The organism is Massilia phyllosphaerae (assembly GCF_034659755.1).
Taxonomy (GTDB): domain Bacteria; phylum Pseudomonadota; class Gammaproteobacteria; order Burkholderiales; family Burkholderiaceae_D; genus Telluria; species Telluria phyllosphaerae.
In genome coordinates, this window is record NZ_JAXSQX010000008.1 from 58,661 (window position 1) to 83,768 (window position 25,108).

Genomic DNA, 25,108 nt, shown 5'->3' on the forward strand with positions numbered 1-25,108 from the left:
AAATGCATGGCACCAGGGAGTCGGGCGCATGGCCCAGGAATGTTTTCCTAAGCGTGGCGAGGAAAACCTTGTGCAGCAGAGGTATTACTGATGAATCTATTGTATAGACACCAATTATATTGCAAGCAAATGTAATTGTCCAGTAGCGGCTCAAATTAAACTATGCTAGTAAGTGCGTCTATCGACACGTGTGCGGAACGCCACCGGCTGGGCAGCGTTCCTGCCAACCCGTCTATTCCAGCACGATGATCCCCTTCGCCACACGCCCGCCCCCGGATGGCGCACGCGTATTGTCGTAGTCGACCACCTCGCGCCTGCTGGCCGGATCGGCATGCCAGATCTTCAGCGCAAACCGGCCCTGCCCGCCTCCCGGCAGCGTTGCCGACGTGGACAGCCTGAACCTGTAGCCACCCGCGCCCTTGACGCTACCGCTGCCCTCGAACACATGCTGGGTCCCCTGCCGGCCCAGCATGCGCACATCCCGGCTGCGGAACTGCAGGCCAGGCAGGTCGAAGTGCAGCCTGGCCGGCATGCCGGCTGCCGATGCCGATGCTGTCCCGGCCAAGGGCGCGGCCAGCGGTGCGACCAGGCTGAAGCGTGCCGTGCCCGCATACAGCGGTGCCTGCCTGAATGCCCCTGCCGGCGACGTCATCGTCCCGCTGCCGGCCACCATCCCGCCCGCCACTGCCGTCACGACGAGCTCATGGCTGACCGCGGTGCTGCGGCCCTTGCGGTCGACTACCGTGGCCGTGAGCCGGTACACGCCGGGCATGGCAAAGCTGTGGCTGGCGCTGGCGCTGCCGGCGGCGCCGCGCCCGCTGACCCGGCCGGCCTGGACGCCGCTGCCGTCGCCCCACGACCAGCTGACGCTGCGCGTGCCGACCCCGTCCTCGTCGATGAAATCGACCGCAGCCTGCAACGGCACGCCGGCCTTGACCAGGGCCGGCGCCACGACCGGGCCGAGCAGATGGCCGCATGCGCGCCCCGTGTCCGGCCGCAGCAGCACCAGCCCGGCATTCGAGGTCGCCACGATCGCGCCGCTGTCGTTGATCGCGAGCGCATCGTCGAGCACCAGGCCGGGCGGCGCACGGCGCAGGTAGCGGTTCAGGTCGAGCATGCCCTGCCCTGCGGTCCAGACGAAGGCGCGCCAGTCGCCGGCCGTGTTTTCCGCAAAGCCGACGATCTGGCCGGCGGCGTTCACACCGTCGGCGCGCGACGACGCGCCGCCGAGCGTGCCGAGATTGCGCATGCCGCCGCTGCGCGTCCAGGACATCGCACGCTGGACCTCGTCGCCAAAATTGATCAGGCCCGCGATGTGCAGGCCGGGCGTCATGGCGGTAACGAAAGCCGCGCTGCCGCCGCCCGTCCCGAGGTCGCGCATGCCGCCGGCGCGCGTCCACAGGAAGGGGCGATATGCGATCGCGTCGAGCGAGGGAATATGGTTGCCGGCCACCTCGCCGTTGGCGCCGACGGCCACCACCAGCGCATCGTAGCTGTTCAAGGTGTCGATATCGACCATGCCGCTGCTGCGGGTCCAGGCGAAGGCATGGCGGCTGCCGTCCGCGGTCGCCGACGAACCGGCGATCAGGCCGGCACCGTTGAGGGCGCCGGCGAAGGAAGCGCTGCCCAGGCCCGCCGTCAGGGCGCCCAGGCTTTCGCTGCCGCTCGCGGCGCTCCAGCGGAAGGCGCGCGGCAGGAAGTCGGCATAGGACGAGCCGGTGACGACGCCATGGCGGTTGATGGCCGTGCCGCTCGACTCGCCGCCACCGGTGGGCGTGCCGATGTCGAGCATGCCGGCGCCGGCACGCCAGACGAAGGCATGCTGGACGCCGCCGGTGGTGAGGGAGCTGCCGGTCACCTGTCCCAGGTCGTTCAGGTCGTTTGCGAGGGTCTCGCCGCCCAGCGTGCCGATATCCTGGACGCTGCTGCCGTCATAGAAGTATCCCACCGCGCCGGCCTCGGCCTGCATCGAGAACGCCACCTGGCCCCCGGCGTTGATGCGCGGGAGCGTGGCGAGCAGGCCGGGGGCCAGGTTGATCACGCGGTAGCTCGTATGCGCGCTGACGTGTTTGCCGTCTGTTGCCGCGGCCGGCTGTGACAGCTGCGCCTGCTGAGCGGCCGCCGTGCCCGCCACCGCCAGTGCGACCAACAGCATTTTTCGAACGCGTTGCATGTCTTCTCTCCAGATAAGGATGGAAAAACCGGCCCTTGCCACGGCGGTATCGGGTAGCCCGCCGATCATGCACGATGCATTGCGCTGCCGCTTGCGCGCAGTCGAGTGCGGCGTTCGCAGCCGCTTATTCAAGAACAACAAACGGAGTGTTCCGGATGTTGGCCCTTCCTATACTTGGTCACCGCTGGCGGCAGGCGGGTCCAACGCTTCATTTTGGTGGGAGACACTTACATGGGAATTCTAGCAGGCAAGACAGCAATCGTGACCGGCGCCAGCGCCGGCATCGGCTACGAGGCGGCAAAGCTGTTCGCGCATGAAGGCGCAAACGTCATCGCAGTCGCCCGCAGCGGCGGAAAACTGGCAGCGCTGGTCGACGAGATCGTCGCGGCGGGTGGCAAGGCGTACGCGCTCGCTGGCGACCTGAAACAGGAAGATGTCGCGAAAGAAGCGGTCGAACTGGCGCTCGAGCACTTTGGCGGACTCGATATCGCCTTCGACAATGCCGGCACGCTGGGCGCGATGGGCGAGCTTGGCGGCATCCGCGCCGCGGACTGGCACGACACGCTCGATACCAATTTGAGCAGCGCATTTTTCTGCGCAAAATACCAGATTCCGGCGATGCTCAAGCGTGGCAGCGCCTCCCTGATATTTACCTCGTCTTTCGTCGGCCATACCATCGGCATGCCGGGGATGGCCGCCTACGGCGCCAGCAAGGCCGGCCTGGTGGGACTGGCGCGCACGCTGGCGGTCGAGTACGGCGCACGCGGCGTCAGGGTCAATGTCCTGATGCCCGGCGGAACCGATACCGACATGGGCCGCGCCGCCGCCTCGACGCCGGAAGCACGCGCCTTTGTCGAAGGCCTCCACGCCACGAAACGTCTTGCACAGCCGGCCGAAATCGCCAAGGCGGCACTGTTCCTGGCGTCCGATGCGGCCAGTTTCGTAACCGGCAGCACGCTGTTCGTCGACGGCGGCGTGTCGATGTCGAAAACCTGAAGGTGTTGTCAGGCGCTTCGGTAGCGGCGTCGATTACCTGGGCCATCCAATGAAAACGCCACCGGCAGGTGGCGTTTTCGATTCCCATAAGGTCCGCATCGGATCAATGGAAGAACAGATAGATCAGAACCAGCACGATTGCAGGCACGCCCATGATCCAGGCCAAGAAATATTTACCCATGATGCTCTCCTTCTGGTGTGGTGTTTGTGATAACGGTTCCAGAATGCCAGCGGCGGGCAGGACCGTCCGTTAGTTACACCACGTTGGAAAAAATTTCTTGGCAAAACTGCATTCTTCTTGAGCTTGGCTGCGGCAGGTCAAGGGCTGATTCCTCTCACACTTTCTTCAGCGCACTCGCCTTGTGCGCGGCCTCGGCGCCGGTCTTGTCGCTGACCACCAGGTACTCAGGGTTTTCCTGCGACGCCGCCACCTCGTGGCCCTTGATGGTCGTGTGCGCCGTCAGCTTTTTCTTGACCGTGCCGTGCACCGTGCCTTGCGGCGAATGCCATTGCACCTTGTCGCCCGCCTTGAACGTGTCTGTCATGCCGTGCCTCGCTGGATGGTGGTTGGCCGGCTATTTGAACACGGATCGCATGCACGCCCTGCACATTTGCCGCGCATAAAAAAAGCGCCTCACGGGCGCTTTTCGAGAATTCGGGGTGGCGTCCCTTCCGTCTGGATGACGCCATATGATGGGGCCGCGTTCGATGCTCTCGTAGCGGCCCCGTGCATTGAAGATATTATGGCCATTCGTGTAAACATATGGCAGGGCATACGGATGATATGATTTATTCCTCACAGGAATGAATAGTCGACTATGGACCGGCTGCGTTTGATGGAAACCTTTTGCCGTGTCGTCGAGCGGGGCAGCTTTTCGGCAGTCGCGCGCGAGGAAATGACGACCCAGTCGGCGATCAGCAAGCAGATGCAGGCGCTGGAAGCCCAGCTCGGCGCCACCCTGCTGGTGCGCTCGACGCGCAGCCATTCGCTGACCGAGGCCGGCCAGCTGTATTACGCACGCTGCCGCCAGGTGCTCGATGCGCTCGAAGATGCACGCATCGAGGTGCAGCGCGCCGAACACGACATCGCGGGCATGCTGCGGGTGGCGGCGCCGGCCGCCTTCGGGCGCCAGCACATCGTGCCACGGCTGCACGGCTTTTATGCGCGCTATCCCAAGGTCAAGATCGACCTGCTGCTCGACGACAGCTTCGTCGACCTGGTCGCGGCCGGCGTCGACGTCGCCTTCCGGGTCGGCGAGCTGAAGGACAGCCAACTGGTCGCGCGCCGCATCGGCACCGCCCACCGCGCCGCGCTGGCGTCGCCCGCCTACCTGGCGCGCCACGGCGAACCGCAGCATCCGTCCGACCTGGCCGGGCACCAGTGCGTGGTCTACACCGGCCTGGCCGCCCCCAACGAATGGACCTTCCTCGACGAAAGCGGCATCCCGCTCACGGTCAAGGTCAACGGCTGCTTCCAGTCGAACAGTTCGGAAGCGATGCGCCAGGCCGTGTGCGAAGGCCTCGGCATCGGTTACTCGACGCTGTGGCTGTACGGCGCCGACATCCGCGCAGGCCGCGTCAAGCCGGTCCTGACGCGCTTCCGCCTGCCGCCGCTGCCGCTGAACGTGGTGTTCCAGCCGGCTCGGCGGCCGTCGCTGAAGGTGAACCACTTCGTGGATTACTTTGCCGAGGCGTTTGCGCAGGACCCGGATATTGCCGATATGCTGGAGTCCGATGCCGGCATCGGCTGAACAAACGCGCCGTTTCGGCAGACCGAAGTAGTATGCACACAACTTCAACAGCCTCGACCTGCCATGCGCTTCCGTTCACGACATGCAATTCTCCTGCTCGGCCTGGCCGCTGCGTCCGCCGCCGTACTGGCTGCCGGCCAAGCCAGGCGCCAGCCCGGCGTCACGCCCGTTCCCGCCATCGATGTGCCGCGCTACATGGGCACCTGGTACGAGATCGCCAAATACCCGAACCGCTTCCAGAAACAGTGCGCCGGCGCCACCACGGCGTCTTATCGCCTGCGGCCGGACAAGACCGTGGAAGTCGTCAACCGCTGCCGCCGCGCCGATGGCCGCTTCGACGATGCCACCGGGACGGCGCGCCAGATCGGCGGCCCGGATTCCCCGGTCCTCGAAGTGCGTTTCGCACCTGCCTGGCTGTCCTTCCTGCCGCAGGTATGGGGCGACTACTGGGTAATCGACCTCGATCCCGATTACCAGCTGGCGGCGGTCAGCGAACCGAGCCGGAAATATCTGTGGATACTGTCGCGCACCCCGAGCGTTCCCCGGGAGGCGTATGCGGCCCTGCTGGCGCGGCTGGAGCGCCAAGGGTTCGACCTGGCAAAGCTGCAAGTCACGCCACAAGAGTGAATCGAATGTTGATTGAAAATAGCGAAAATACAACATAGCTACGTAGACAGTTCGCTAACGTAAATATATGTTGAAAATCAATATTTTCAAATGTATAAAGGTTTCTCCAATTAAACGACCGTTAAGCAAACGGCAAAATCCTGGGAGAAACAAATGCATCAACCATTCATGCGCACCGCCCTCATGGCCGCGGTGTTGGCAGGCACTGCCGGCCTGACCGGCTGTGCCTCGATCGTCAGCGGTACCAGTCAGGTGGTCTCGGTCGAGACCCTGCATCCCAGCGGCAATGTCGCCGGTGCGAGCTGCAAGCTGGAGAACGACAAGGGCGTGTATTACGTCACCACCCCGGGCACCGTCACGGTCCACCGCGCCTATGGCGACATGAACGTCAAGTGCGAAAAGCCGGGCTACGATGCCGGCCTGGCCACCTTCAAGTCCTCGACCAAGGGCATGATGGCCGGGAACATCCTGTTCGGTGGGGTCATCGGTGCCGGTGTCGATGCTTCCACCGGGGCCGCCTACGACTACCCTGTGCTGTTCCAGGTCATGCTGGGCCAGCAGGCCGGCATGCCGGCCGCTGCACCGGCGGCGGCGCCGGTCGCCGCCGCCACCCCGGCTCCGGTCGGCGCGTCGCTGCCCTGATCCGGCTTACCAGGTAAAGTCGTCCGGAATCTTGAAGTCGGCGTAAGGATCGTCCGCGTCGACTTCGGTGCTGGCCTTGTTGACCCGCACCACGCTCTCGGGCGCGCGTTCGGCGATCTTGTCGGCGATGACCTTCGGCACCAGTTCGAAGCCACCCTGCTGGGCGACGATGGCCAGGCGCCCCGCCACCAGGTGGTCGCGCACTTTTTCCGACACGTGGATGCGCTCGATCTTGGTGCCGAGCGTGAAGTTGTAGGCGATGTCGCCGTTGCCCTTGGGCTGGCGGTTCTGCTGCACCATCTGGGCGATCTGGGCGGCGACAGCCTTCTGGGCGGCGGCGGCATCGCGCTGGGCGTTCAGTTCGCGGGCGCGTTCGGCCTGCTGGCGCTGGGCTTCGAGCGCCGCTTCCCTGGTCTCGTTGACGCTCTGCACCCCGGTGCGGCGGTCGATCTTCTGCTGCTTGCTCTTTTCCTGGTTGGCCACCTTGACCTTCTTCTTGTCGACCAGGCCGGCCTTCATCAGCTGCTCTTGCAGGGAAACCATGTTTATAACTCCAAATAGTAGATGGCCGGCCGCCGCATCGCCGGACCGGGCTGGAAACCCGTTAGCATAGCAAGCCCGCTGCCCGGCCGGAAGAGGCGGTCAGCGCTGCTGCGCAAGGAAAAAACGCAGCATCTCGGCCGAGGCGTTCGGCCCGCCCGCCTCGGCATACGAACCGGCCGTGCTGCCGCCCGACCAGGCATGGCCGCCGCCGTGCAGCACCCAGTGTTCGGCCACCGCGCGCTCGTCCGCGTCCAGCAGCACCGTGCGCGTATGGCTGCGTCCGCTGCCGTCCTGGCCGCGCTCTTCGACCTCGCGCAGCGGCGCGCCCTGGGTGAACTGGCGCAGCACCGCTTCGCCATTCGACGCGTGGACCGTCCCGTCGGCATCGCCGTGGAACACGATGGCCGGCAGCCGCCCTGCTGCGCCGTGCTTCGCCGCCGCCTTGCGCCCGCGCGTGCCCTTCATCGCATTCAGCGCCGACATCAGGTCGTGCGCGCTGCCGGCCGCCAGGCCGGAGTGCACGCCCACCGCCGCATACAGCTCGGGATAGGCCGCCCCCAGGATCGCCGCCATCGCCCCGCCGGCCGACAGGCCGGCCACGAACACGCGGCCGGGGTCGCCGCCGTGCTCGCGCAAGACCTCGCGCGTCATGCCGGCCAGGATCGAAGGTTCGCCCCCTTCGCGGCCCTGGTGTGCCGCCTCGAACCAGTTCCAGCAGCCATTCGCATTGGCGCTGCGCGGCTGCTCGGGATACAGCACCAGGCAGCCGTGTTCCTCGGCCAGCGCATTCATCGTGGTGCCGGCGGCAAAGTCTTGCGCATGCTGGGTGCAGCCGTGCAGCATGACTACCAGCGGACGCGGGCCGGCGGCGGCACGCGCCGGCACGTACAGGCGGTAGGCGCGGGTGCCGGCGGCGTTGCTGAAGCTGCCGTCCAGGAATTCGCCCGGTTCCGCCGCCAGGTTGCGCGGTGCCGGTGCCTGGGGGGATGCGCTCTGGCCGGCCTGGAAGGCCTTGAATTGCGCGGCCCAGTCCGCCATTTTGCCGGCGTCGAAGCGCGGGAGGCCGGCGAAGCCGGTGCCGCCGCCCGCTGCGGTTTGCGCATCTGCGGCGGCGGCGTCCGGCGCAGCCGCCGGCTTGCGCGCCCACGCCGGGGCCGCGTTCAAGTCGACGAAGGACGGGTCCTGTGCCTTCGGTGGCGACGGCATCCCGGTCAGCAGCCCGGCGCTCTTGAGCGCATCCTGGACCAGGCCGCTGACGGCGCCGGGATCGGTACGGGCGGTGCCGGCCGCCTTCAGGATGTTGGCGACAAATTGTTCGTAGGGTTTCATGATTTTCCTCATCAGATATGGATGCGGTCGGCAAGGGCGGCCTTGACCGCATTGGAGGCGACGAAGGCCCCGAGCACCCAGATCGAAGCGATCGCTGCGGTGGCCAGTTCGGGGGTGACGTCGTCGTCGATGGAAGCCAGGCCGAGCACGTGGATCTCGAGGCGCTCGCCGGCGGCGACACTGCGCTCCAGCTCGGCTTTCGTATAACGCTGCAGGCCGACCACGAAGCGCTTGCGCACCACGGTCTGGCGAATGTCCTCGCCATGCCGCTCGAGCTGCTTGCGGATGGCGGTGCGCACGAAGTCGGTGCGGTTGGTATAGAAACCTTCTTCGATCAGCAAGTCCATCTGGGCCAGGTCGACCAGCCCCAGATTCACGGTGACTTTTTCGGTTTCCGGCAGTTTTTGCTTGATATTAACGATGTTCATGGCGCTCGGTTTGTGCGTTGATACTCCCGTTATACTCCAATTGGAGTATGGATGGAGGATAAACAAGGCCTCGCGTCAAATAAATGCGACAGTTCAGGGATGTTGGCCCGCGCCTCTTCCGGCCGGCGCTGCGCCGGCCGGCAGAGGCGCGGAGGCGCGCTCAGCGGCGCAAGAACCAGAGGATGAGGGAGACGACGATCGAGACGACGATGCAGCTGACGATCGGGAAACTGAAGCTGAAGCCTTCGCGGACGACGTGGATATCGCCGGGAAGGCGGCCCAGCGGCAGGCGCCGCAGCCAGGGCCAGGCCAGCCCGGCGCCGAGCAGCACCAGGCCAATGATTATCAGGAACTTTTGCATAAGGGTAGTGTAGCGTCAGCGGCCGCCGACGGCTTCAGGCTGCCGAGGCGCCGCCCTTGCTGGCCGGCGGTGGGATCGCACCGCTGCTGGGATCGCCGTCGGTGAGAGAAGCGCCCTCGCCGCTGCTGATGCCGGTACGGGTGTCGTCGGCGCTGTTCGCTTCGCCCAGGCCGGTGCCGCCGGCCACCGCCGCGCCCGCCCCCGGACCGATATTGCCTTCGACATTGCCGCCCGGGCTGCCCGGTGCACCGGCACCCTCGCGCCCCTGTCCGCGCAGGCCGCTGCCGCCATCACCGCCCATGCTGGCGCCGGCTGCGGCATCGGTACCGCCGGCGCCACCCACGATCTGGGCCCCGGTCTTGCCGGATGCCGAGCGTCCCTGGACCGGCTGGGCGCCGGCCGCGGCCGTGGTATCGCTGCGCGTCGGCGCGCCCTGTGTAGTTGCCTGGGTATCTTTTTGCTGGTTGCTCATGACTTACTCCTCCGCAATTCGAATCGGGATACGGTCCGGCCGGGCCGGCGCCGGGACCATGCCGGCTTCATTCTGCCGGACGCGATGCGGAAGGGGCGCGACGTATCCTGAAAGATTCAGAACGCTTCCCAGCCATCGCCGGCGCCCGCCGCGACCGCCGGCCGCGCCGTGACGGTAGGTGCCGGACGGCGTGCGCCGCGCGCCGTTGCCGCTGCTACCGGCAGTGCGCGGGCCGATGCCTGGACCGCACGCCGTGCCGGCGCCGCGGCGGGCGCAGTGCCCTGTGCCAGCCTGAACACGCTGACCGCCTCGGCCAGGCCGCAAGCCTGCTCCTGCATCGATTCGGTCGCCGCCGCGGCCTGCTCGACCAGCGCCGCGTTCTGCTGGGTCACCTGGTCCATCTGGGTGATGGCGTCGTTGACCTGGGCGATGCCGGCGCTCTGTTCGCGCGACGCCGCCGAAATCTCGGACATGATGGCGGTCACCTGGCGCACGCTGGCTACCACTTCCTGCATGGTAGCGCCGGCTTCGTCGACCAGGCGCGAACCGGTGCCGACCTTCTCGACCGAATCGTCGATCAGGGTCTTGATTTCCTTGGCCGCCGCGGCCGAGCGCTGGGCCAGGGTGCGCACCTCGCCCGCCACCACCGCGAAGCCGCGTCCCTGCTCGCCGGCGCGCGCCGCTTCGACCGCCGCGTTCAGGGCCAGGATATTGGTCTGGAAGGCGATGCCGTCGATGACCGTGATGATGTCGACGATCTTGTGCGCCGAGGCGTTGATGGCGCCCATGGTCTCGACCACCTGCGACACCACCTCGCCGCCGCGGCTGGCGATGCTGGAGGCCGATGCCGCCATGCGGTTGCCCTGCTGGGCATTGTCGGCGTTCTGCTTGACGGTGCTGGTCAGCTCTTCCATCGACGAGGCGCTTTCTTCCAGCGAGCCGGCCTGCTGTTCGGTGCGGCTCGACAGGTCCTGATTGCCGGCCGCGACTTCACCGGCGGCGGTGGCGATGCTGTCGGCACCGCTGCGCACGCGCGTCACCAGGGCATTCAGATTCTCGTTCATCGATTTCAGGGCCGACATCAATTCGCCGGTTTCGTCGCCCGACTGCACCTCGATGCGCGACGACAGGTCGCCCTGGGCCACGGCGTTGGCCACGACGACGGCTTCGCGCAGCGGACGGGTAATGCTGCGGGTGAGCATCCAGGCCAGGGCCGCACCGAGGGCCAGCGCCACCGCGGTGAAGGCCGCCAGCACCTTGATGCCGGCTGCATAGGCCCGGCCCACCGCGTCGCGTGCTTCGGCGGCCATGTCGTTCTGGCGCCCGGACAGGGCTTGCAAGGCTTCTTCGTAGGCATTCATTGCCGGAGTGACTTCGCTGTCGAGCATGCGCTTGAGCGCGGCCGGATCGGCGCTGCCGCTGTCCTGCGCGCTGAACAGCTTGTCGCGCGCAGCGACATACGCCTTGCGCTTGTCCGCGATCGTGGCCAGCATTTCGCGCCCCTTGGGCAGCACCACCAGCTTGTCCAGTTCCTGCTGGATCCCGGACACGCCGGCACTGATGTCCTTCATCCTCTTGGCCATGGCCTGGATGTCGGCGGCATCGTCGCCGCGCAGGCGCGCCTCGCCGTACCCGCGATTGGCCTGGATGGCCGCAAGCCAGCGGTCCGCCAGGCGCATCTTGTGGACGGCACCGACCATGTCTTCGGTCGTGGTCGACACTTCGTGCAAGCGCTGCATGCCGACAGCGGCGAGCAGGATCGCCAGCGCCAGGACGGCGGCAAATGCCAGGCCGAGGCGGGCGCCGATTTTCAGATTCTTGATATTCATTTTCACCCCAGAGAAAGAAAAGAAGACTGACCAGGCTGGCGCCAGCAAACTGGCGGGCGCGGACCTGGCGGGACTGAAGGCGAGGATTTGGCCTGACGACGCATGAAAAGTTGCCTCGTCACAATTTCTTCATCTTATCCGAATCCAGCAAATACCGCATTATTGGTTGCGGTTAAGCAACGAAATTTCGGAAATTGGGGACTTGCGGTGCGGGGCATGTGTCATGGATGACGTTAAAATGCCAGGTTGTTTCCCTTCGACAGGACTGTCATGCCCTACCGCCACGCCTTCCACGCCGTGATCCGCGCCCTCGCCTGTTCGCTGCTGCTCGGCGGGCTGGCACAGGCGGCCGGCGTACGGCCGGTCCTGCTCGGCATCGACGGCGAATTCGGCCTCGACAACAGCACGTCGGCGCAGGCGGTGGAACTCGGCATGCGCGCTGCGGTCCAGGAAATCAATGCGGCCGGCGGCGTGCTGCATGGCCGCCCGCTGCAAGTCGTCGTCAAGGACCACCGCTCGATTCCGGCGCGCGGCATCCGCAACATCCAGGAATTCGCCAGGATGCCGGACCTGGTCGCGGTGTTCGGCGGGCGTTTCAGTCCGGTCGTGATCGAGGAACTGCCGACCCTGAAGGCGGCCCGTGTGCCCTTCATGGCGGCGTGGTCGTCGGCCGACGGCATCGTCGACAACGCGATGCAACCCAACTACGTGTACCGGCTGTCGCTGCGCGATTCGCTGGCCATGCCGGCGCTGCTGGCGGCGGCCAAACGGCGCAAGTTGGCGCGTGTCGGCCTGCTGATGACCAACACCTCCTGGGGCCGCAGCAACGCCGCCGCGGCCGAGCGCGCGCTGCCGAAATTGCCCGGCATGAAAATCGTCGGCACCTCCTGGTACAACTGGCGCGACACCTCGCTGGTGGCCAAATACAGCCAGCTGCGCGCGGCCGGCGCCCAGGCCATCGTGCTGGTCGCCAACGACGACGAGGCCGCGGTGCTGGTGCGCGAAGTCGCGGCGCTGCCCAAGGCGCAGCGCGTGCCGATCCTGAGCCATTGGGGCGTGACCGGCGGCGAATTCACCGCCCAGGCCGGCCCGGCGCTGCAGCAGGTCGACTTTTCCGTGATCCAGACCTTCAGCTTTTACAAGGCCGACCCGGCACGGGTCAAGCGCTTCCTGGCCAGCGCGGCCACCGTGTCGAAGGTCAAGCGCATCGAAGACATCCAGGGTCCGGTCGGCGTCGCCCACGCCTACGACCTGACCCACATCCTGGCGCGCGCGATCGACCTGGCCGGCAGCACCGACCGCCGCGCCGTGCGCGACGCGCTGGAACGGGTCGGCAGCCATCGCGGCCTGGTCAAGGATTATGCGCCGCCGTTCACGCCGGCGCGCCACGAAGCGCTGGGACCGGAACAGCTCCTGATGGCACGCTACCGTGCCGACGGCGTGCTGGTGCCGGCGCAGGATTGAGCATGCTGCGCCAATTCCGAAAAACCCCGGCGGCCACGCGCGCCGCACCGCCGGCCAGCCTGTCGCGCCGCTTCGCGATCGCGGCCGCGATCCTGACCGCGTTCGCGGTGCTCCTGATCTCCATCGTCTCGTTCTGGCTGATCGACCGCCAGCGCGAGCAGGCCAACGCGCTGCTGCAGGAGCGCGAGGTCGCCTTCCACGCCACCACCGTCGGCACCAACCTGGAGGCGCTGACCACGCGCCTGGCCGACGTGGCGAACAGCCCGATCCTGGCCAATGCGCTGGTCGACAGCGCCGGCAAGGAAACCTACCTGCGCCCTTATCTGCATGGGCTGCGCCAGATCAACGGCATCCCGCTGCAGCTGATGTTCACCGACTTCGAAGGCGCCGCCATCGCCGACAATGGCGCCGCCAGCTTCAGCGCCGACGACGTCGCCTGGCTGCGCCAGCGTATCGACAGCGGCGACGAGCGCGCCGCGCTGCGCACCGGCCCGCAGGGCCAGGAACTGATCGGCGTGAACCTGCTGCGCTACTCGCGCACCCGCACGCCGGAGGGCGCGCTGGTCTATAAAGTGCGCCTGGCCGACCTGAAACCGGTGCAGTGGGCGGCGTTCCGCCACCTCGGCGCCGCCGGCCACGCGCACGAGATCGACGCCGCCGTGCCGCTACCGGCCAGCCTGCGCCACCTCGGCCTGGTGCTGCACGAAGACGAACGGCGGCTGGCGGCCCCGATGGTGGTGCCGGGGCCGCAGTACCTGGCGATCCTGGCCATCACGGCGCTGCTGGCGCTGGTGGTGTTCCTGCTGGCGTCACGCCTGGCGCACGGCCTGACCGGCGACTTGCGCCGCCTCGAAGCCTTCTCCGGCAGCCTGGGCGACGGCGACGGCATCGATGGCGGCGATGCGCAGCGCGCACCGCTGGCCGGCAGCCGCGAAGTGGTCAGCCTGGCCGGCGCCATCAACCGCATGCTGGACCGCCTGTACGAACAGCATGCGCGCCTGGAGGCCGAGCGGCGCCGCTTCCTGCAGCTGTCCAACAACATCCCGCAACTGGTCTGGATGGCCGATGCGGACGGCACCATTACCTGGTTCAACCAGCGCTGGTACGAATTCACCGGCGCCGCACCCGGCACGCTGGCGCCGCAAGACTGGCGCGCGTTCCACGATCCGGCGATTCTGCCGCAGGTGGCGCAGCGCTGGAAAGAAGCGCTGGCCACCGGCAACACGGCGCAGATGACCTTCCCGCTGCGCGGCGCCGACGGCGAATACCGCAGCATCTTCGCCTCGGTGGCGCCGCTGCGCGATACCGGCGGCCGGATCGTCCAGTGGTTCGGCACCGGTACCGACGTCAGCGAACTGGAACGCGCCGAGAGTGCGCTGCGCTACAGCGAGGACCGCCTGCGCCAGGGCCTGGTGGCGGCCCACATGGCGGTGTGGGAACGCGATCCGGGCACCGGCGAAGTGAGTTTCTCGGCCAATCTGCACAGCGTGTTCGGCAAGGACTGGCAGAACGTCAGCGAAGTGTGGGAGCTGTACCATCCGGACGACCGCCAGATGGTGCTCGATTGCCACGCCCAGGTGATGCGCGACGGCGGCAGCTATCACCTCATGCCGCGCATCCTGCGCGCCGACGACGGCAGCGTCGCCTGGATCGACCTGCGCGGCCACCTCGGCCCCGGCATCAACGGACGCACCGTGGTGCATGCGGTGGCGATCGACATCACCGAGCGCAAGCGCGCCGAGGAAGCGCTGCGCCTGGCCGACCGCCGCAAGGACGAGTTCCTGGCGATGCTGGCGCACGAACTGCGCAACCCGCTGGCGCCGATCGCCAGCGCCGCCGACATGCTGCGTATCGCCTACGCCAACGAAGCGCGCATCAAGCAGATCAGCGAGATCGTCGCGCGCCAGGTGGCCCACATGCGCCACCTGGTCGACGATTTGCTGGACGTGTCGCGCGTGACGCGCGGCCTGGTCACGGTCGCGCGCAAGCCGCTCGACCTGGGGCGGGTGCTGAACGAGGCGGTCGAGCAGTCGCGGCCGCTGGTCGACGCGCGCCGCCACGTCCTGTCGGTCGCGCCGGCATCCGGCCCGTTGACGGTCGACGGCGACCACACGCGCCTGGTGCAGGTGGTGGCCAACCTGGTGACCAACGCCGCCAAGTACACGCCGGAAGGCGGCCGCATCGAAGTCACCCTGGGTGCCGAGGATGGGGAGGCGGTCCTGGCCGTGCACGACAACGGCAGCGGCATCGGCCCCGACCTGCTGCCGGTGGTGTTCGACCTGTTCACCCAGGGCACGCGCACCCTCGACCGCGCCCAGGGCGGCCTCGGCCTCGGCCTGGCGCTGGTCCGCAAACTGGTCGAACTGCACGGCGGCAGCGTCAGCGCCGCCAGCCCCGGTCCCGGCCAGGGCAGCACCTTCACCGTCAAGCTGCCCCTGCTCGCTGCCTGACCTCCCGCAAACCGGGGTCAGAGCCCTTTTTTTGGCAAAACTCCGTAAGCAATTGCCAAAATTTGGGCTCTGACCCCGGTTTGCGTTTACGCAAGGTGGTTGCGGCGCGGCATTGCTTTTGACCGCAGGCGGGATTCATTGGAACATGGCATCCACACTAACGAATCCACGATCCCATGTCTCCCGAGCTCGGCCTGGTCTGCATTACCGTATCCAAGGACATCCGCTACCGCACCGTCACCCGCAAGCGCCTGCTCGAGCAGTCGGATGCCGGCCAGCGCAAGATCCTGGACGAGATCTACCGCGACAACATCCAGACCCTCGACGGCGCCCTGAATTACTGCCAGCGCGAAGGGATCCGCCTGTACCGCATGCCGTCCTCGCTCTTTCCCTTCTTCGACGAGGACATCGGCCGCGAGGTGATGCAGCCGCTGGCCCCCGCGCTGGCACGCACCGGCGCGCGCGCGACGCAACTGGGCCTGCGGCTGGTGATGCACCCGGACCAGTTCGTGGTGCTCAGCTCCGACTCGCCCGAGGTGGTGGCCAACAGCATCAAGATCCTGCAGATGCATGCCGACATCATGGAATTGCTGCAGCAGCCGCGCTCGCCCTGGGCGCTGCTCGAGATCCACGGCGGCAAGGCCAATCGCAGCGACGAACTGGTGGCGCGCATCCGCGACCTGCCGGACCCGATCCGCCTGCGCCTGTGCCTGGAGAACGACGAATACAGCTACGGCGCCCTCGACATCCACGACGTCTGCGTGAGGAGCGGCGTGCCGATGATCTTCGACGCCCACCATCACATCGTGCACGACAAGCTGTCCAGCTACGACGACCCGAGCGTGGCCGAGATGCTGGCCAGGGCGAGAGAAACCTGGGCCGAGCCGGCCCACCAGGTGGTCCATATCTCGAACGGCCGCGAGGACTTCAACGACCGCCAGCATTCGGACCTGATCGCGACCATGCCGGCCTCGTACGCCGGCGCGCCCTGGATCGAGATCGAGGCCAAGCTGAAGGAAGAAGCGATCGCCGGGCTGCGCGACTGGAAAGCGGTGCAGGCAGGCCAGGCGGCGGTGGTCGGATGATGTAATGCTTCGCCCCTGCAAAGGCAGGGGTCCAAGTTTGCAAGCGTATCGACAGCGCAAGCAGGACCTGGGCCCTGCCTGCGCAGGGGCGACGTTCCAGCGTCGCGGACTACCGGTTGACGGCCGCCATCTGCGCTTCTGGATAGCGCGTCCCGGCCGCCGCGCCGCGCGGGAAGATCGCTTCCAGTTCGGTCAGCTGCGACGGCCCGATATCCAGGTCGACCGCTTCCACGTTCTGCTCCAGGTACTTGCGGCGCTTGGTGCCCGGGATCGGCACGATGTCCGGTCCCTGCGCCAGCACCCAGGCCAGCGCCAGCTGGCCCGGCGTGCAGCCGGCTTCGTGTGCCAGCTCGCGTACCTTGTCGACCAGCGCGATGTTCCTGGCAAAATTCTCGCCCTGGAAGCGCGGGCTGTTGCGGCGGTAGTCGTCCGGCGCGAAGTCTTCCGGCGTGCGGATCTCGCCGGTGAGGAAGCCGCGTCCCAGCGGGCTGTAAGGCACGAAGCCGATGCCGTGGCGGCGGCAGGCATCCAGCACGCCCTCCTCCGGATCGCGCGTCCACAGCGAATACTCGCTTTGCAGCGCCGTCACCGGATGCACTTTCACGGCGCGGTCGATGGTCTCGACCGATGCTTCCGACAGTCCGATGTAACGGATCTTGCCGGCGCGGACCAGGTCGGCCAGCGCGCCCATGGTGTCCTCGATCGGCGTGCCCGGGTCGACCCGGTGCTGGTAATACAGGTCGATGGCCTCGATGCCGAGGCGCCTCAGGCTGCCCTCGACCGCCTGGCGGATGTAGTCCGGACTGCCGTTGACGCGGTAGTCGGTGGGGTCCTGCGGCGTGCGCATGACGCCGAACTTGGTGGCGATGACCAGGCCCTCGCGGCGCCCGCGGATCGCCTTGCCCAGCAGTTCCTCGTTGGTGTGCGGGCCATACATGTCGGCGGTGTCGAACAGCGTCACCCCGAGGTCGATGGCGCGCTGGATGGTGGCGATCGATTCCTGGTCGTCGCGGTTGGCGTAAAAATCGCTCATGCCCATGCAGCCCAGGCCGATGCTCGAGACTTGTAATCCGGTATTGCCCAACTGGCGCGTCTTCATTTGACTGGCTCCGTGTTTGATAACGTGACGCCCACCATACGTGACCCTGTCCGGATACGGCACACGGCTCACGCTGCAATGCACCATTCAGGTGCGGCATACCCGCCATCAGGAATCGTAATTAGGCATTCGGGTGCTTGAGGCGCAGAATAAAACGGTCGTTCCCAAATGTACGCGGGCCATTCTGGTCCTGCCGCAGAATGGGCCACCGACCGTATGACGAAGCAAAAGCGATGAACTACCCCTGCCTGCCCGATCCGATCTTCCTACCGTATGCACTACCGCGGCGGGCCAGCGCATGATCGTCCGCGACCGCCCGACCGGCCTGCGCCTGTTCCTGGTGATGCGCGGCTCGATTTTGCCGAGTATCTGGAAGAGCCTCGCCTTCACTACCCTGCTGGCGATCGTCGTCACCGTGCTCGATGGCCGCATCGACGGCGTCAAGATCACGGTCAGCGCCATCCCGTTCACGCTGATGGGATTGCCGCTGGCGATCTTCCTCGGCTTCCGCAACAACGCCGCCTACGACCGCTTCTGGGAAGGCCGCAAGCAATGGGGCGAACTGGTCTTGCGCAGCCGTACGCTGGCGCGCCAGTGCCTGTCGCTGGTTGGTGCAGATGCGGACGACGGCGGCGTGCTGCGTGAACGCATGCTGCGGCGTACCGTCGCCTATGCCCACGCCCTGCGCCACCACTTGCGCAGGACCGATCCCGCGGCCGACGTCGCGCCCTGGCTGGCGCAGGACGAATGGAAACGCATCCGCAGCCTGCCCAACCTGCCGCATGCGCTGATGCTGGCGATGGGCGCCGACCTGGCGCTGTGCCTGCGCGAGCGCCGCCTCGACCCGATGCTGGCGGCGCCGATCGACGCCACGCTGTCGAGCATGACCGGCGTGGCCGCCGCCTGCGAACGGATCCGCGGCACGCCGATCCCGTTTTCGTACACCCTGCTGCTGCACCGCACCGCCCACCTGTACTGCATGTTCCTGCCTTTCGGCCTGGTCGACACCATCGGCTACCTGACGCCGCTGGTGGCCGCCATCGTCGCCTACACCTTCTTCGGCCTGGACGCTCTCGGCGACGAGATCGAGGAACCGTTCGGCCACTCCGACAACGACCTGCCGCTCGACGCCATCTGCCGCACGATCGAGATCGACCTGCGCACGGCGCTGGGCGAGCGGGACTTGCCCCCACAGCTGATGCCAGTAAATTACCAGCTCAGCTAAGAGCGCCTAAAAAATCCCCATGGCCGCGTTGCATCGTCTCGCCGTACTAGCGTACTGTCTTCGACGCTGCGTCGGTGGGCCGCATCCCTTGCCCTGGGGCTTTTGTTAGACGCTCTATTTTTAGAGAAGAGTAGAGAGATGAAAACGGAATACCTGGATCGCATCCGCTGCGAACAACTGCGCAAGCGCGTCACCGGCGCCCAAGAGGCCGCCACCTGGATCAAGGACGGCATGACCGTCGGCATGAGCGGCTTCACCCGCGCCGGCGACGTCAAGCTGGTCCCGGCCGCGCTGGCCGAACGCGCCAAGCTGGACCCGCTGAAGATCACGCTGCTGACCGGCGCCTCGCTCGGCAACGACACCGACAAGCGGCTCACCGAAGCCGGTGCGCTGGCGCGGCGCATGCCCTTCCAGGTCGATCCGGTGCTGCGCGCCGCGATCAACCGCGGCGAGGTGATGTACATCGACCAGCACCTGTCGGAAACCGTCGAACAGCTGCGCAGCCGCCATATCGCGCCGGTCGACGTCGCCGTGGTCGAGGCGGTGGCGATCACCGAGACCGGCGCCATCATCCCGACCACCTCGGTCGGCAACAGCGCCAGCTTCGCGATCCTGGCCGACAAGGTCATCGTCGAGATCAACCTGGCGCAGCCGACCGGCCTGGAAGGCCTGCACGACGTCTGGATTCCGAAAAAACGGCCGATGCGCGAGCCGATTCCGATCATGTCGGTCGAACAGCGCGTGGGCACCACCGCGATCGAGATCCCGCCCGAGAAGATCGTCGCGATCGTGATCTCGGACCAGCCCGACAGCACCTCCTCGGTGCTGCCGCCGGACGCCGAGACTGCCGCCATCGCCGGCCACCTGGTGCGCTTCTTCGAAGACGAGATCCTGGCCGGGCGCCTGACCAACAGCCTGCTGCCGCTGCAGGCCGGCATCGGCACCATCGCCAACGCGGTGCTGGCGGGCTTCGTCGACAGCCCCTTCCACGGCCTCACCATGTATTCCGAGGTGCTGCAGGACTCGACCTTCGACCTGTTCGACTCGGGCAAGCTCGATTTCGCGTCCGGCTCCTCGATCACGCTGTCACCCGAAAAGAGCGCGCAGGTGTTCCGCGGCTTCGAGCATTACCGCGAGCGCCTGGTGCTGCGCCCGCAGGAAGTCTCGAACCACCCGGAAGTGATCCGGCGCCTCGGCATCATCGCGATCAACACCGCGCTCGAAGCCGACATCTACGGCAACATCAACTCGACCCACGTGAGCGGCACCCACATGATGAACGGCATCGGCGGCTCGGGCGACTTCGCGCGCAACGCCTACCTGTCGATCTTCGCGACCAAGGCCACCGCCAAGGGCGGCAAGATCTCGTCGATCGTGCCGATGGTGTCGCACGTGGATCATACGGAACACGACGTCGACATCATCGTCACCGAATACGGCCTGGCCGATTTGCGCGGCCTGGCACCGCGCGAGCGCGCCGACGTGATCATCGAGAAGTGCGTGGCCGAGCCGTATCGCAGCATGCTGCGCGATTACGTCGCGGAAGCGAAGCTGCGCGGCGGGCAGACCCCGCATGTGCTGGAGAAGGCGTTTGCGTGGCATGCGCGGTATCGCGAGACCGGGTCGATGCTGGAACCGTCAGGCGCAGCCGCACCCCGGTAACCCCCTGCCCCTATGCCACGCTGCTAGTGCGGCACATGGAAATGACAACACCAGCCCGCAGGCTGGTGTCATGTTTTTGATTGTGGCCTGTCAGGCGCCAATGGCGCAGGACAGGCCAGGCTTACGCTACGGATCAGTAGCCGCGGCTGCCGGTACCGGCGCCGCCGCTGGTGGTGCTGGAGCCGGTGCTGCCGGTGCCGCTGGCGCCACTGGTGCCGCTACCCGAGCTGCCGCTGCCCATCGAACCGCTGGAACCCGACGTACCCACGCCCGAGGTGCCGCCGGAGCCGGTGCTGCCGCCCAGGCCGCTCGAGCCCGATGCGCCGGTCGAACCGGTGCCGCCGGTGCCCATCGAATCGCTCGAGCCGGAGGTGCCGCCCGAACCGGTCACGCCGGTGCCCGACGAACCCGACCCGGTCGAGCCGCTGGAACCGCTGGAGCCGCTCGAACCGCCGCTGGAACCGCTCGAACCGGTGCCCATCGAGCCGCTGGAACCCGAACCGCTGTTGCTGCCGCTGCCGCCGCTGGAGTTGCTCGAGCCGCTGGTGCCCATGCTGCCGCTACCCGAGGTGCCGCCGCTTTGCGAACCACTGCTGCTGGAGCCGCTGGAACCCGAGCTGCCGCTCGAACCATGCTTTTTCGACGAATGTTTCTTTTTACTGGAGCTGCTCGACGAGCTGCCCGAGCTTTGATCCTGCGAGCTCGCGCTGCTGCCGCCGCTGGTGGACGAGCTGCCGCTGGTCTGTGCCTGGGCATTGATGGCGCCGCACATTGCCACGGCGACGGACGCACCCAACAGGCCTTTCAGTAACTTATTCATTTTCATGTCGTTCTCCTAATCGATTTTATGGGGCAGAAAGCTCAACAATATCAAGAAGATAAATTGAGGAAGCGAAGTGTAAGACGACCGCCGCAAAGGGTGCGCGCGTTAGCCTACAGGCAATTTCGTTCATCTACCTTCAGTTGCGAACCGACATGAAAACGGTCTAGCTTTCCATTTTCAGGCACGCCGCACGCGAATAAATCGATCGGCGTATGATGACGGACATGATTCCATTCTCCATACTCGACCTCGCCCCGATCACGGAAGGCAGCACCGCCGCCGACTCGTTCCGCAACTCGCTCGACCTTGCCCAGCATGGCGAACGGTGGGGCTACAACCGCTTCTGGCTGGCCGAACACCACGGCATGCCGGGCATCGCCAGCGCGGCGACGGCAGTGCTGATGAGCCATGTGGCGAACGGCACCTCGACCATCCGCATCGGCGCCGGCGGCATCATGCTGCCAAACCATTCTCCGCTCGTGATCGCCGAACAGTTCGGCACACTGGCGTCGCTGTTTCCCGGCCGTATCGACCTGGGCCTCGGCCGCGCTCCCGGTTCCGACCACACCACCGCGCGCGCCCTGCGCCGCAACCTGGCGTCGGATGCCGACGAGTTTCCGCAGGACGTGGTCGAACTGATGGATTACTTTGCCGGCTCGTCGCGCCGCCAGGTGCGCGCGGTGCCGGGCGCCGGCCTCGAGGTGCCGGTCTGGATCCTCGGTTCCAGCCTGTTCGGCGCCCAGCTGGCCGCCGCGCTCGGCCTGCCCTACGCCTTCGCGTCGCACTTCGCGCCGCAGATGATGATGCAGGCGATCGAGATCTACCGCGCCACCTTCCGCCCGTCGGCCCAGCTCGACAAGCCGTACGTGATGCTCGGCTTTAACGTGTTCGCCGCCGACACCGATGCCGAAGCCCACCTGCGCGCGACCTCGATGCAGCAAGCCTTCGTCAACCTGCGCACCGGCAACCCGACCAAGCTGAAGCCGCCGGTCGAAGGCTATCTCGACCTGCTCGGCCCGGCGGAACGCGGCATGCTCGATTCGGTACTGTCGTGCACGGCAATCGGTTCGCCGGCCACCGTCGCCCACCAGTTGAAAGCCTTCATCGAGCGCACCGGCGCCGACGAGCTGATGATCACCTCGCAGATCTTCGACCACAAGGCGCGCCTGCGTTCGTACGAGATCACCGCCGACATCCATCGCGGCAGCTGAGCCCGCTATATTGTTTCAATTGTGTCGATCGTGTGGCACCGCACATTCAAGTGCGGTGCCACGCTCTACCCTGAAGTCATTGAGCGGCATTCGCGCCGCCGCATGAACAGGAGAAACAACATGAACACCAAACTCGTCTTTGCATCCGTCATCGTTTCGCTGCCGCTGGCGTTCGCCTCGAGTGGCGCTGCCGCCAAGCCGGGCTGCCTGAAAGGCGCCGCCGTGGGCGCGGTCGGCGGCCACTTCCTCGGCAAGCACCACCTGCTGGGTGCAGCCGCCGGTTGCGCCGTGGGCCACCACATGGGCAAGAAGCAGGAACGCCAACAGCAGCAGGCGCAAGCCAATGCGCAGGCTCAGGCTCAGGCCAATGCGCAGGCCCAGGCTGCGCGTAATCAGCAGGCCAACGGCCGCCGATAAGATCGCCGTCATACGAACCGTCGCCCCTGCTAAGGCAGGGGCCCAAGGCTGCATACGCCAAGGTAACGCGACCAACTTGGACCCCTGCCTTCGCAGGGGCGACGTGCAAGGGTTCACGCCAGAATGGAGGCGCGATGATTCAAGCGTCGCCCGTCCCCGCCTGCAGCGCATCGATCACCTCGCGCATCGAGCGCACCTTCCCCATCGTCCGGAACGCGTTCTCGCACGCAAAATTATGCGCTTCCGCCTGCATGCTGCTCATCGCATCCTCCACGAACACCAGCGCATAACCGCGATCGAACGCCGCGCGCGCGGTCGACTCCACGCCATAATTGGTGGCGATCCCGCCGAGGATGATGGTCTTGATGTTGCGCCGGCGCAGCAGCTGGTCCAGCTCGGTGCCGTAGAAGGCGCCCCACTGGCGCTTGGTCACCACATGGTCGGTGGCCTGGACCTGGGCTTCGGGTGCGAAGTACAGCGCGTCCGGCGGCGGCGCGGGGGTGCCGGGCTTGGTCATCGGCGCGTCCGCGGGCAGCGCCAGCAACTGGTCGGCCAGCACGCGCACGTAGATGACCATGGCGCCGCGGTCGCGCATCTCGCCGGCGAGCATGGCGCAATTGCCGGCCACGCGCTCGGCCGGATGCGGTGCCAGCTCGCGTTGTACATTAAAGTTCTGCAAGTCGATGAGCACCAGCGCGGTGCGGGCGAGTTCGATCGTCAAGTCGCTCATGAATAAATCCTCCTTGGCCCCAAGTATTCAGTAACTGGAAGTTTGGCGGCGCGCGTCCGGCGTGATAAATTTCTCGGATGAAAAAAACCGCCACCGCCCTCGCCTGTTCCCTTCTGACCGCCTGCGCCACGCAGCCGGCCCTCACCGAACTCACCGTCAACTCCGGCGTCGCCCGCAATGCCGACCAACTGGCCCTCGAGTTCGACAAAGCCGACCTGCAGCTGCGCGTGGAACCCGCCAGCCGCAGCATCCGCGGCGATGCCCTGCTGACCTTCGGCACCCGGGCGCCGCTCGATCGCATCGACCTCGACCTCGACCGCAACCTGCCGATCGACGCCATCGAGGTCGACGGCCAGCCGCTGCCGACGGCGCGCTGGCGCAATCCCGAGGGCCGCCTGGCGATCGACCTGCCGCGGCGGCTGGAGCCGGGCCGGCAGGTGACGATCCGGGTGCGCTACCACGGCCAGCCGCATGTGGCGAAAAAGGCGCCCTGGGACGGCGGCTTCGTCTGGTCGACCACGCCCGACGGCCAGCCCTGGGTCGCCAGCGCCGTCGAAGGCGAAGGCTGCGACCTGTTCTGGCCCTGCATCGACCACCCGATGGGCAAGCCGAAGCTGGTCGACGAGCACATCACGGTACCGGCGCCGCTGGTGGCGGCCGGCAACGGCGTCGCCATGGGCGTGACCGACGCCGACGGCTGGCGCACCTGGCACTGGCGCGCAAAAAACCCGAGCACCTACGGCGTCTCGATCAACGTCGGCCCCTACAAGCTGCTGGAAGGCAGCTACGCCAGCCGCTTCGGCAACACGATCCCGCTGCGCATGTGGTACCTGCCGCAAAGCGAAAAAGGCGCCAAGGAATTGTTTGCGGAATTCCCGCAGATGCTGGACTTCTTCGAGAGCACGATCGGCCCCTACCCCTTCGGCGACGAGAAAATGGGCGTCGTGGAAACCCCGCACAAGGGCATGGAACACCAGACCATCAATGCCTACGGCAACGGCTACGCGAAGACGCCCTACGGCTACGACGACCTGCTGCAACACGAATTCGCCCACGAATGGTTCGGCAACCAGCTGACCAATGCCGACTGGGACGACATGTGGCTGCACGAAGGCCTGGGCAGCTACATGCAGCCGCTGTACATGCAGTCGCTGCGCGGCGACCAGGAATACTTTGCCGCCCTGCTGCAGCAGCGCGCCGCCATCCGCAACAAGGCGCCGATCGTGTCGGGCAAGCCGCGCCGCGAGGAAGACGTCTACGTCATCGAGCGCGGCGGCCCCGGCCAGGATATCTACAACAAGGGCTCGCTGGTGATGCACACGCTGCGCGGCCTGATCGGCGACGACGCCTTTTTCCGCACCGTGCGCGAAGCCGTGTACGGCACCAGCGATCCGCGCCCCGGCAACTTCACGCCGCGCTACGGCACCACGCCGGAATTCATGGCGATCGCCAGACGCGTGAACGGCCGCGACCTCAACTGGTTCTTCCAGGCGTATCTATATCAGGCGGCCCTGCCCGACCTGCAGGCGACGCGCAGCGGCGATACCTTGCAACTGGCGTGGAAAACCGAGAAAAATACGCCGTTCCCGATGCCGGTCGAGGTGCGCGTGGGACAGCGCGTGGTGAGCCTGCCGATGACCGATGGGCGCGGCAGCGTGGCGATCGGCAAGGGGGAGAGCTGGACGCTGGATCCGCATTCGAAGGTGTTGCGGCGCGAGCTGCGGTTTGAGCGGTATCAGCAGTATCTGGATGAGCAGAAGAAAAAGAAGGCGGCGAAGTAAAGCCGGCGCG

Annotated in this window: 23 protein-coding genes; 12 read left to right on the forward strand and 11 right to left on the reverse strand. The window is 66.5% G+C overall.

Features of this window, described 5'->3' with window-relative positions; genetic code table 11:
* Window positions 1–232 precede the first annotated feature (232 nt).
* Complete coding sequence (locus U1H99_RS25390; RefSeq protein ID WP_323144460.1) at window positions 233–2,173, reverse strand: PKD domain-containing protein; 1,941 nt, start codon at window positions 2,171–2,173, stop codon at window positions 233–235.
* A gap of 231 nt (window positions 2,174–2,404) precedes the next feature.
* Here U1H99_RS25390 and U1H99_RS25395 point away from each other — a divergent pair, with 231 nt between their 5' ends.
* A complete protein-coding gene (locus U1H99_RS25395; RefSeq protein ID WP_323144461.1) occupies window positions 2,405–3,169 on the forward strand; it encodes an SDR family oxidoreductase in 765 nt (254 codons plus the stop codon).
* Window positions 3,170–3,504: 335 nt separating this feature from the next.
* On the opposite strand, the gene U1H99_RS25400 is transcribed toward U1H99_RS25395, so the two are convergent.
* Window positions 3,505–3,714: a hypervirulence associated TUDOR domain-containing protein gene (locus U1H99_RS25400; protein WP_141834905.1), complete on the reverse strand. Its 210-nt coding sequence runs from the start codon at window positions 3,712–3,714 to the stop codon at window positions 3,505–3,507.
* Between the two features lie 273 nt (window positions 3,715–3,987).
* On the opposite strand from U1H99_RS25400, the gene U1H99_RS25405 reads away from it, so the two are divergent.
* The 3 genes from U1H99_RS25405 (at window position 3,988) to U1H99_RS25415 (ending at window position 6,189) form a co-directional block, all read left to right on the forward strand.
* Entirely contained in the window at window positions 3,988–4,920 is a 933-nt protein-coding gene (locus tag U1H99_RS25405; RefSeq protein ID WP_323144462.1) for a LysR family transcriptional regulator, read from the forward strand.
* Window positions 4,921–4,983: 63 nt separating this feature from the next.
* Window positions 4,984–5,547: a lipocalin family protein gene (locus tag U1H99_RS25410; RefSeq protein WP_323144463.1), complete on the forward strand. Its 564-nt coding sequence runs from the start codon at window positions 4,984–4,986 to the stop codon at window positions 5,545–5,547.
* A gap of 153 nt (window positions 5,548–5,700) precedes the next feature.
* A complete protein-coding gene (locus tag U1H99_RS25415; RefSeq protein ID WP_323144464.1) occupies window positions 5,701–6,189 on the forward strand; it encodes a hypothetical protein in 489 nt (162 codons plus the stop codon).
* Between the two features lie 6 nt (window positions 6,190–6,195).
* On the opposite strand, the gene U1H99_RS25420 is transcribed toward U1H99_RS25415, so the two are convergent.
* From U1H99_RS25420 to U1H99_RS25445, 6 genes are all read right to left on the reverse strand, one after another.
* Complete coding sequence (locus U1H99_RS25420) at window positions 6,196–6,732, reverse strand: DUF2058 domain-containing protein (protein ID WP_323144465.1); 537 nt, start codon at window positions 6,730–6,732, stop codon at window positions 6,196–6,198.
* Window positions 6,733–6,831: 99 nt separating this feature from the next.
* Entirely contained in the window at window positions 6,832–8,061 is a 1,230-nt protein-coding gene (locus U1H99_RS25425) for an extracellular catalytic domain type 1 short-chain-length polyhydroxyalkanoate depolymerase (protein ID WP_323144466.1), read from the reverse strand.
* Between the two features lie 11 nt (window positions 8,062–8,072).
* Entirely contained in the window at window positions 8,073–8,489 is a 417-nt protein-coding gene (locus tag U1H99_RS25430) for a ribbon-helix-helix domain-containing protein (protein WP_323144467.1), read from the reverse strand.
* Between the two features lie 160 nt (window positions 8,490–8,649).
* Window positions 8,650–8,850 (reverse strand): DUF2905 domain-containing protein, encoded by a 201-nt coding sequence (locus U1H99_RS25435; protein ID WP_323144468.1) that lies wholly within the window; start codon window positions 8,848–8,850, stop codon window positions 8,650–8,652.
* Between the two features lie 34 nt (window positions 8,851–8,884).
* Entirely contained in the window at window positions 8,885–9,322 is a 438-nt protein-coding gene (locus tag U1H99_RS25440) for a hypothetical protein (RefSeq protein ID WP_323144469.1), read from the reverse strand.
* Between the two features lie 116 nt (window positions 9,323–9,438).
* Window positions 9,439–11,151: a methyl-accepting chemotaxis protein gene (locus U1H99_RS25445; protein ID WP_323144470.1), complete on the reverse strand. Its 1,713-nt coding sequence runs from the start codon at window positions 11,149–11,151 to the stop codon at window positions 9,439–9,441.
* Window positions 11,152–11,421: 270 nt separating this feature from the next.
* On the opposite strand from U1H99_RS25445, the gene U1H99_RS25450 reads away from it, so the two are divergent.
* The 3 genes from U1H99_RS25450 (at window position 11,422) to uvsE (ending at window position 16,150) form a co-directional block, all read left to right on the forward strand.
* Window positions 11,422–12,615, forward strand: coding sequence for an ABC transporter substrate-binding protein (locus tag U1H99_RS25450; protein WP_323144471.1), 1,194 nt, complete (start codon window positions 11,422–11,424; stop codon window positions 12,613–12,615).
* A 2-nt stretch (window positions 12,616–12,617) separates the two neighbouring features.
* Window positions 12,618–15,065, forward strand: coding sequence for a PAS domain-containing sensor histidine kinase (locus tag U1H99_RS25455; RefSeq protein WP_323144472.1), 2,448 nt, complete (start codon window positions 12,618–12,620; stop codon window positions 15,063–15,065).
* Window positions 15,066–15,241: 176 nt separating this feature from the next.
* A complete protein-coding gene (uvsE, locus tag U1H99_RS25460; protein ID WP_323144473.1) occupies window positions 15,242–16,150 on the forward strand; it encodes a UV DNA damage repair endonuclease UvsE in 909 nt (302 codons plus the stop codon).
* 109 nt (window positions 16,151–16,259) lie between these two features.
* On the opposite strand, the gene U1H99_RS25465 is transcribed toward uvsE, so the two are convergent.
* Complete coding sequence (locus U1H99_RS25465; protein WP_323144474.1) at window positions 16,260–17,249, reverse strand: aldo/keto reductase; 990 nt, start codon at window positions 17,247–17,249, stop codon at window positions 16,260–16,262.
* Window positions 17,250–17,547: 298 nt separating this feature from the next.
* Between U1H99_RS25465 and U1H99_RS25470 the strand changes: the two genes are divergently transcribed.
* Both U1H99_RS25470 and scpC read left to right on the forward strand, forming a co-directional pair.
* Complete coding sequence (locus U1H99_RS25470; RefSeq protein WP_323144475.1) at window positions 17,548–18,474, forward strand: bestrophin family protein; 927 nt, start codon at window positions 17,548–17,550, stop codon at window positions 18,472–18,474.
* 138 nt (window positions 18,475–18,612) lie between these two features.
* Entirely contained in the window at window positions 18,613–20,136 is a 1,524-nt protein-coding gene (scpC, locus tag U1H99_RS25475) for a succinyl-CoA:acetate CoA-transferase ScpC (RefSeq protein WP_323144476.1), read from the forward strand.
* Window positions 20,137–20,269: 133 nt separating this feature from the next.
* Here the strand turns inward: scpC and U1H99_RS25480 are convergent, their stop codons facing one another.
* Window positions 20,270–20,962, reverse strand: coding sequence for a hypothetical protein (locus U1H99_RS25480; protein ID WP_323144477.1), 693 nt, complete (start codon window positions 20,960–20,962; stop codon window positions 20,270–20,272).
* Between the two features lie 221 nt (window positions 20,963–21,183).
* Here U1H99_RS25480 and U1H99_RS25485 point away from each other — a divergent pair, with 221 nt between their 5' ends.
* Together U1H99_RS25485 and U1H99_RS25490 are read left to right on the forward strand one after the other, a co-directional pair.
* Window positions 21,184–22,170 (forward strand): LLM class flavin-dependent oxidoreductase, encoded by a 987-nt coding sequence (locus U1H99_RS25485; RefSeq protein WP_323144478.1) that lies wholly within the window; start codon window positions 21,184–21,186, stop codon window positions 22,168–22,170.
* A 120-nt stretch (window positions 22,171–22,290) separates the two neighbouring features.
* Window positions 22,291–22,587, forward strand: a complete 297-nt coding sequence (locus U1H99_RS25490; protein ID WP_323144479.1) for a hypothetical protein — start codon at window positions 22,291–22,293, stop codon at window positions 22,585–22,587.
* A gap of 139 nt (window positions 22,588–22,726) precedes the next feature.
* Here the strand turns inward: U1H99_RS25490 and U1H99_RS25495 are convergent, their stop codons facing one another.
* Window positions 22,727–23,317, reverse strand: coding sequence for an isochorismatase family protein (locus U1H99_RS25495; protein WP_323144480.1), 591 nt, complete (start codon window positions 23,315–23,317; stop codon window positions 22,727–22,729).
* Window positions 23,318–23,394: 77 nt separating this feature from the next.
* On the opposite strand from U1H99_RS25495, the gene U1H99_RS25500 reads away from it, so the two are divergent.
* Window positions 23,395–25,098: a M1 family metallopeptidase gene (locus U1H99_RS25500; protein ID WP_323144481.1), complete on the forward strand. Its 1,704-nt coding sequence runs from the start codon at window positions 23,395–23,397 to the stop codon at window positions 25,096–25,098.
* Window positions 25,099–25,108: the final 10 nt, after the last annotated feature.

Excerpts from the sequence above, each read along its gene's own strand:
- U1H99_RS25415 (WP_323144464.1), top strand. The coding sequence starts at position 5,701 with ATGCATCAACCATTCATGCGCACCGCCCTCATGGCCGCGGTGTTGGCA.
- U1H99_RS25435 (WP_323144468.1), bottom strand. The coding sequence starts at position 8,850 with ATGCAAAAGTTCCTGATAATCATTGGCCTGGTGCTGCTCGGCGCCGGG.
- U1H99_RS25400 (WP_141834905.1), bottom strand. The coding sequence starts at position 3,714 with ATGACAGACACGTTCAAGGCGGGCGACAAGGTGCAATGGCATTCGCCG.
- U1H99_RS25490 (WP_323144479.1), top strand. The coding sequence starts at position 22,291 with ATGAACACCAAACTCGTCTTTGCATCCGTCATCGTTTCGCTGCCGCTG.
- U1H99_RS25420 (WP_323144465.1), bottom strand. The coding sequence starts at position 6,732 with ATGGTTTCCCTGCAAGAGCAGCTGATGAAGGCCGGCCTGGTCGACAAG.
- U1H99_RS25470 (WP_323144475.1), top strand. The coding sequence starts at position 17,548 with ATGATCGTCCGCGACCGCCCGACCGGCCTGCGCCTGTTCCTGGTGATG.
- U1H99_RS25395 (WP_323144461.1), top strand. The coding sequence starts at position 2,405 with ATGGGAATTCTAGCAGGCAAGACAGCAATCGTGACCGGCGCCAGCGCC.
- U1H99_RS25390 (WP_323144460.1), bottom strand. The coding sequence starts at position 2,173 with ATGCAACGCGTTCGAAAAATGCTGTTGGTCGCACTGGCGGTGGCGGGC.
- uvsE (WP_323144473.1), top strand. The coding sequence starts at position 15,242 with ATGTCTCCCGAGCTCGGCCTGGTCTGCATTACCGTATCCAAGGACATC.
- U1H99_RS25410 (WP_323144463.1), top strand. The coding sequence starts at position 4,984 with ATGCGCTTCCGTTCACGACATGCAATTCTCCTGCTCGGCCTGGCCGCT.
- U1H99_RS25500 (WP_323144481.1), top strand. The coding sequence starts at position 23,395 with ATGAAAAAAACCGCCACCGCCCTCGCCTGTTCCCTTCTGACCGCCTGC.
- scpC (WP_323144476.1), top strand. The coding sequence starts at position 18,613 with ATGAAAACGGAATACCTGGATCGCATCCGCTGCGAACAACTGCGCAAG.
- U1H99_RS25485 (WP_323144478.1), top strand. The coding sequence starts at position 21,184 with ATGATTCCATTCTCCATACTCGACCTCGCCCCGATCACGGAAGGCAGC.
- U1H99_RS25495 (WP_323144480.1), bottom strand. The coding sequence starts at position 23,317 with ATGAGCGACTTGACGATCGAACTCGCCCGCACCGCGCTGGTGCTCATC.
- U1H99_RS25405 (WP_323144462.1), top strand. The coding sequence starts at position 3,988 with ATGGACCGGCTGCGTTTGATGGAAACCTTTTGCCGTGTCGTCGAGCGG.
- U1H99_RS25445 (WP_323144470.1), bottom strand. The coding sequence starts at position 11,151 with ATGAATATCAAGAATCTGAAAATCGGCGCCCGCCTCGGCCTGGCATTT.
- U1H99_RS25430 (WP_323144467.1), bottom strand. The coding sequence starts at position 8,489 with ATGAACATCGTTAATATCAAGCAAAAACTGCCGGAAACCGAAAAAGTC.
- U1H99_RS25425 (WP_323144466.1), bottom strand. The coding sequence starts at position 8,061 with ATGAAACCCTACGAACAATTTGTCGCCAACATCCTGAAGGCGGCCGGC.
- U1H99_RS25465 (WP_323144474.1), bottom strand. The coding sequence starts at position 17,249 with ATGAAGACGCGCCAGTTGGGCAATACCGGATTACAAGTCTCGAGCATC.
- U1H99_RS25455 (WP_323144472.1), top strand. The coding sequence starts at position 12,618 with ATGCTGCGCCAATTCCGAAAAACCCCGGCGGCCACGCGCGCCGCACCG.
- U1H99_RS25450 (WP_323144471.1), top strand. The coding sequence starts at position 11,422 with ATGCCCTACCGCCACGCCTTCCACGCCGTGATCCGCGCCCTCGCCTGT.
- U1H99_RS25480 (WP_323144477.1), bottom strand. The coding sequence starts at position 20,962 with ATGAAAATGAATAAGTTACTGAAAGGCCTGTTGGGTGCGTCCGTCGCC.
- U1H99_RS25440 (WP_323144469.1), bottom strand. The coding sequence starts at position 9,322 with ATGAGCAACCAGCAAAAAGATACCCAGGCAACTACACAGGGCGCGCCG.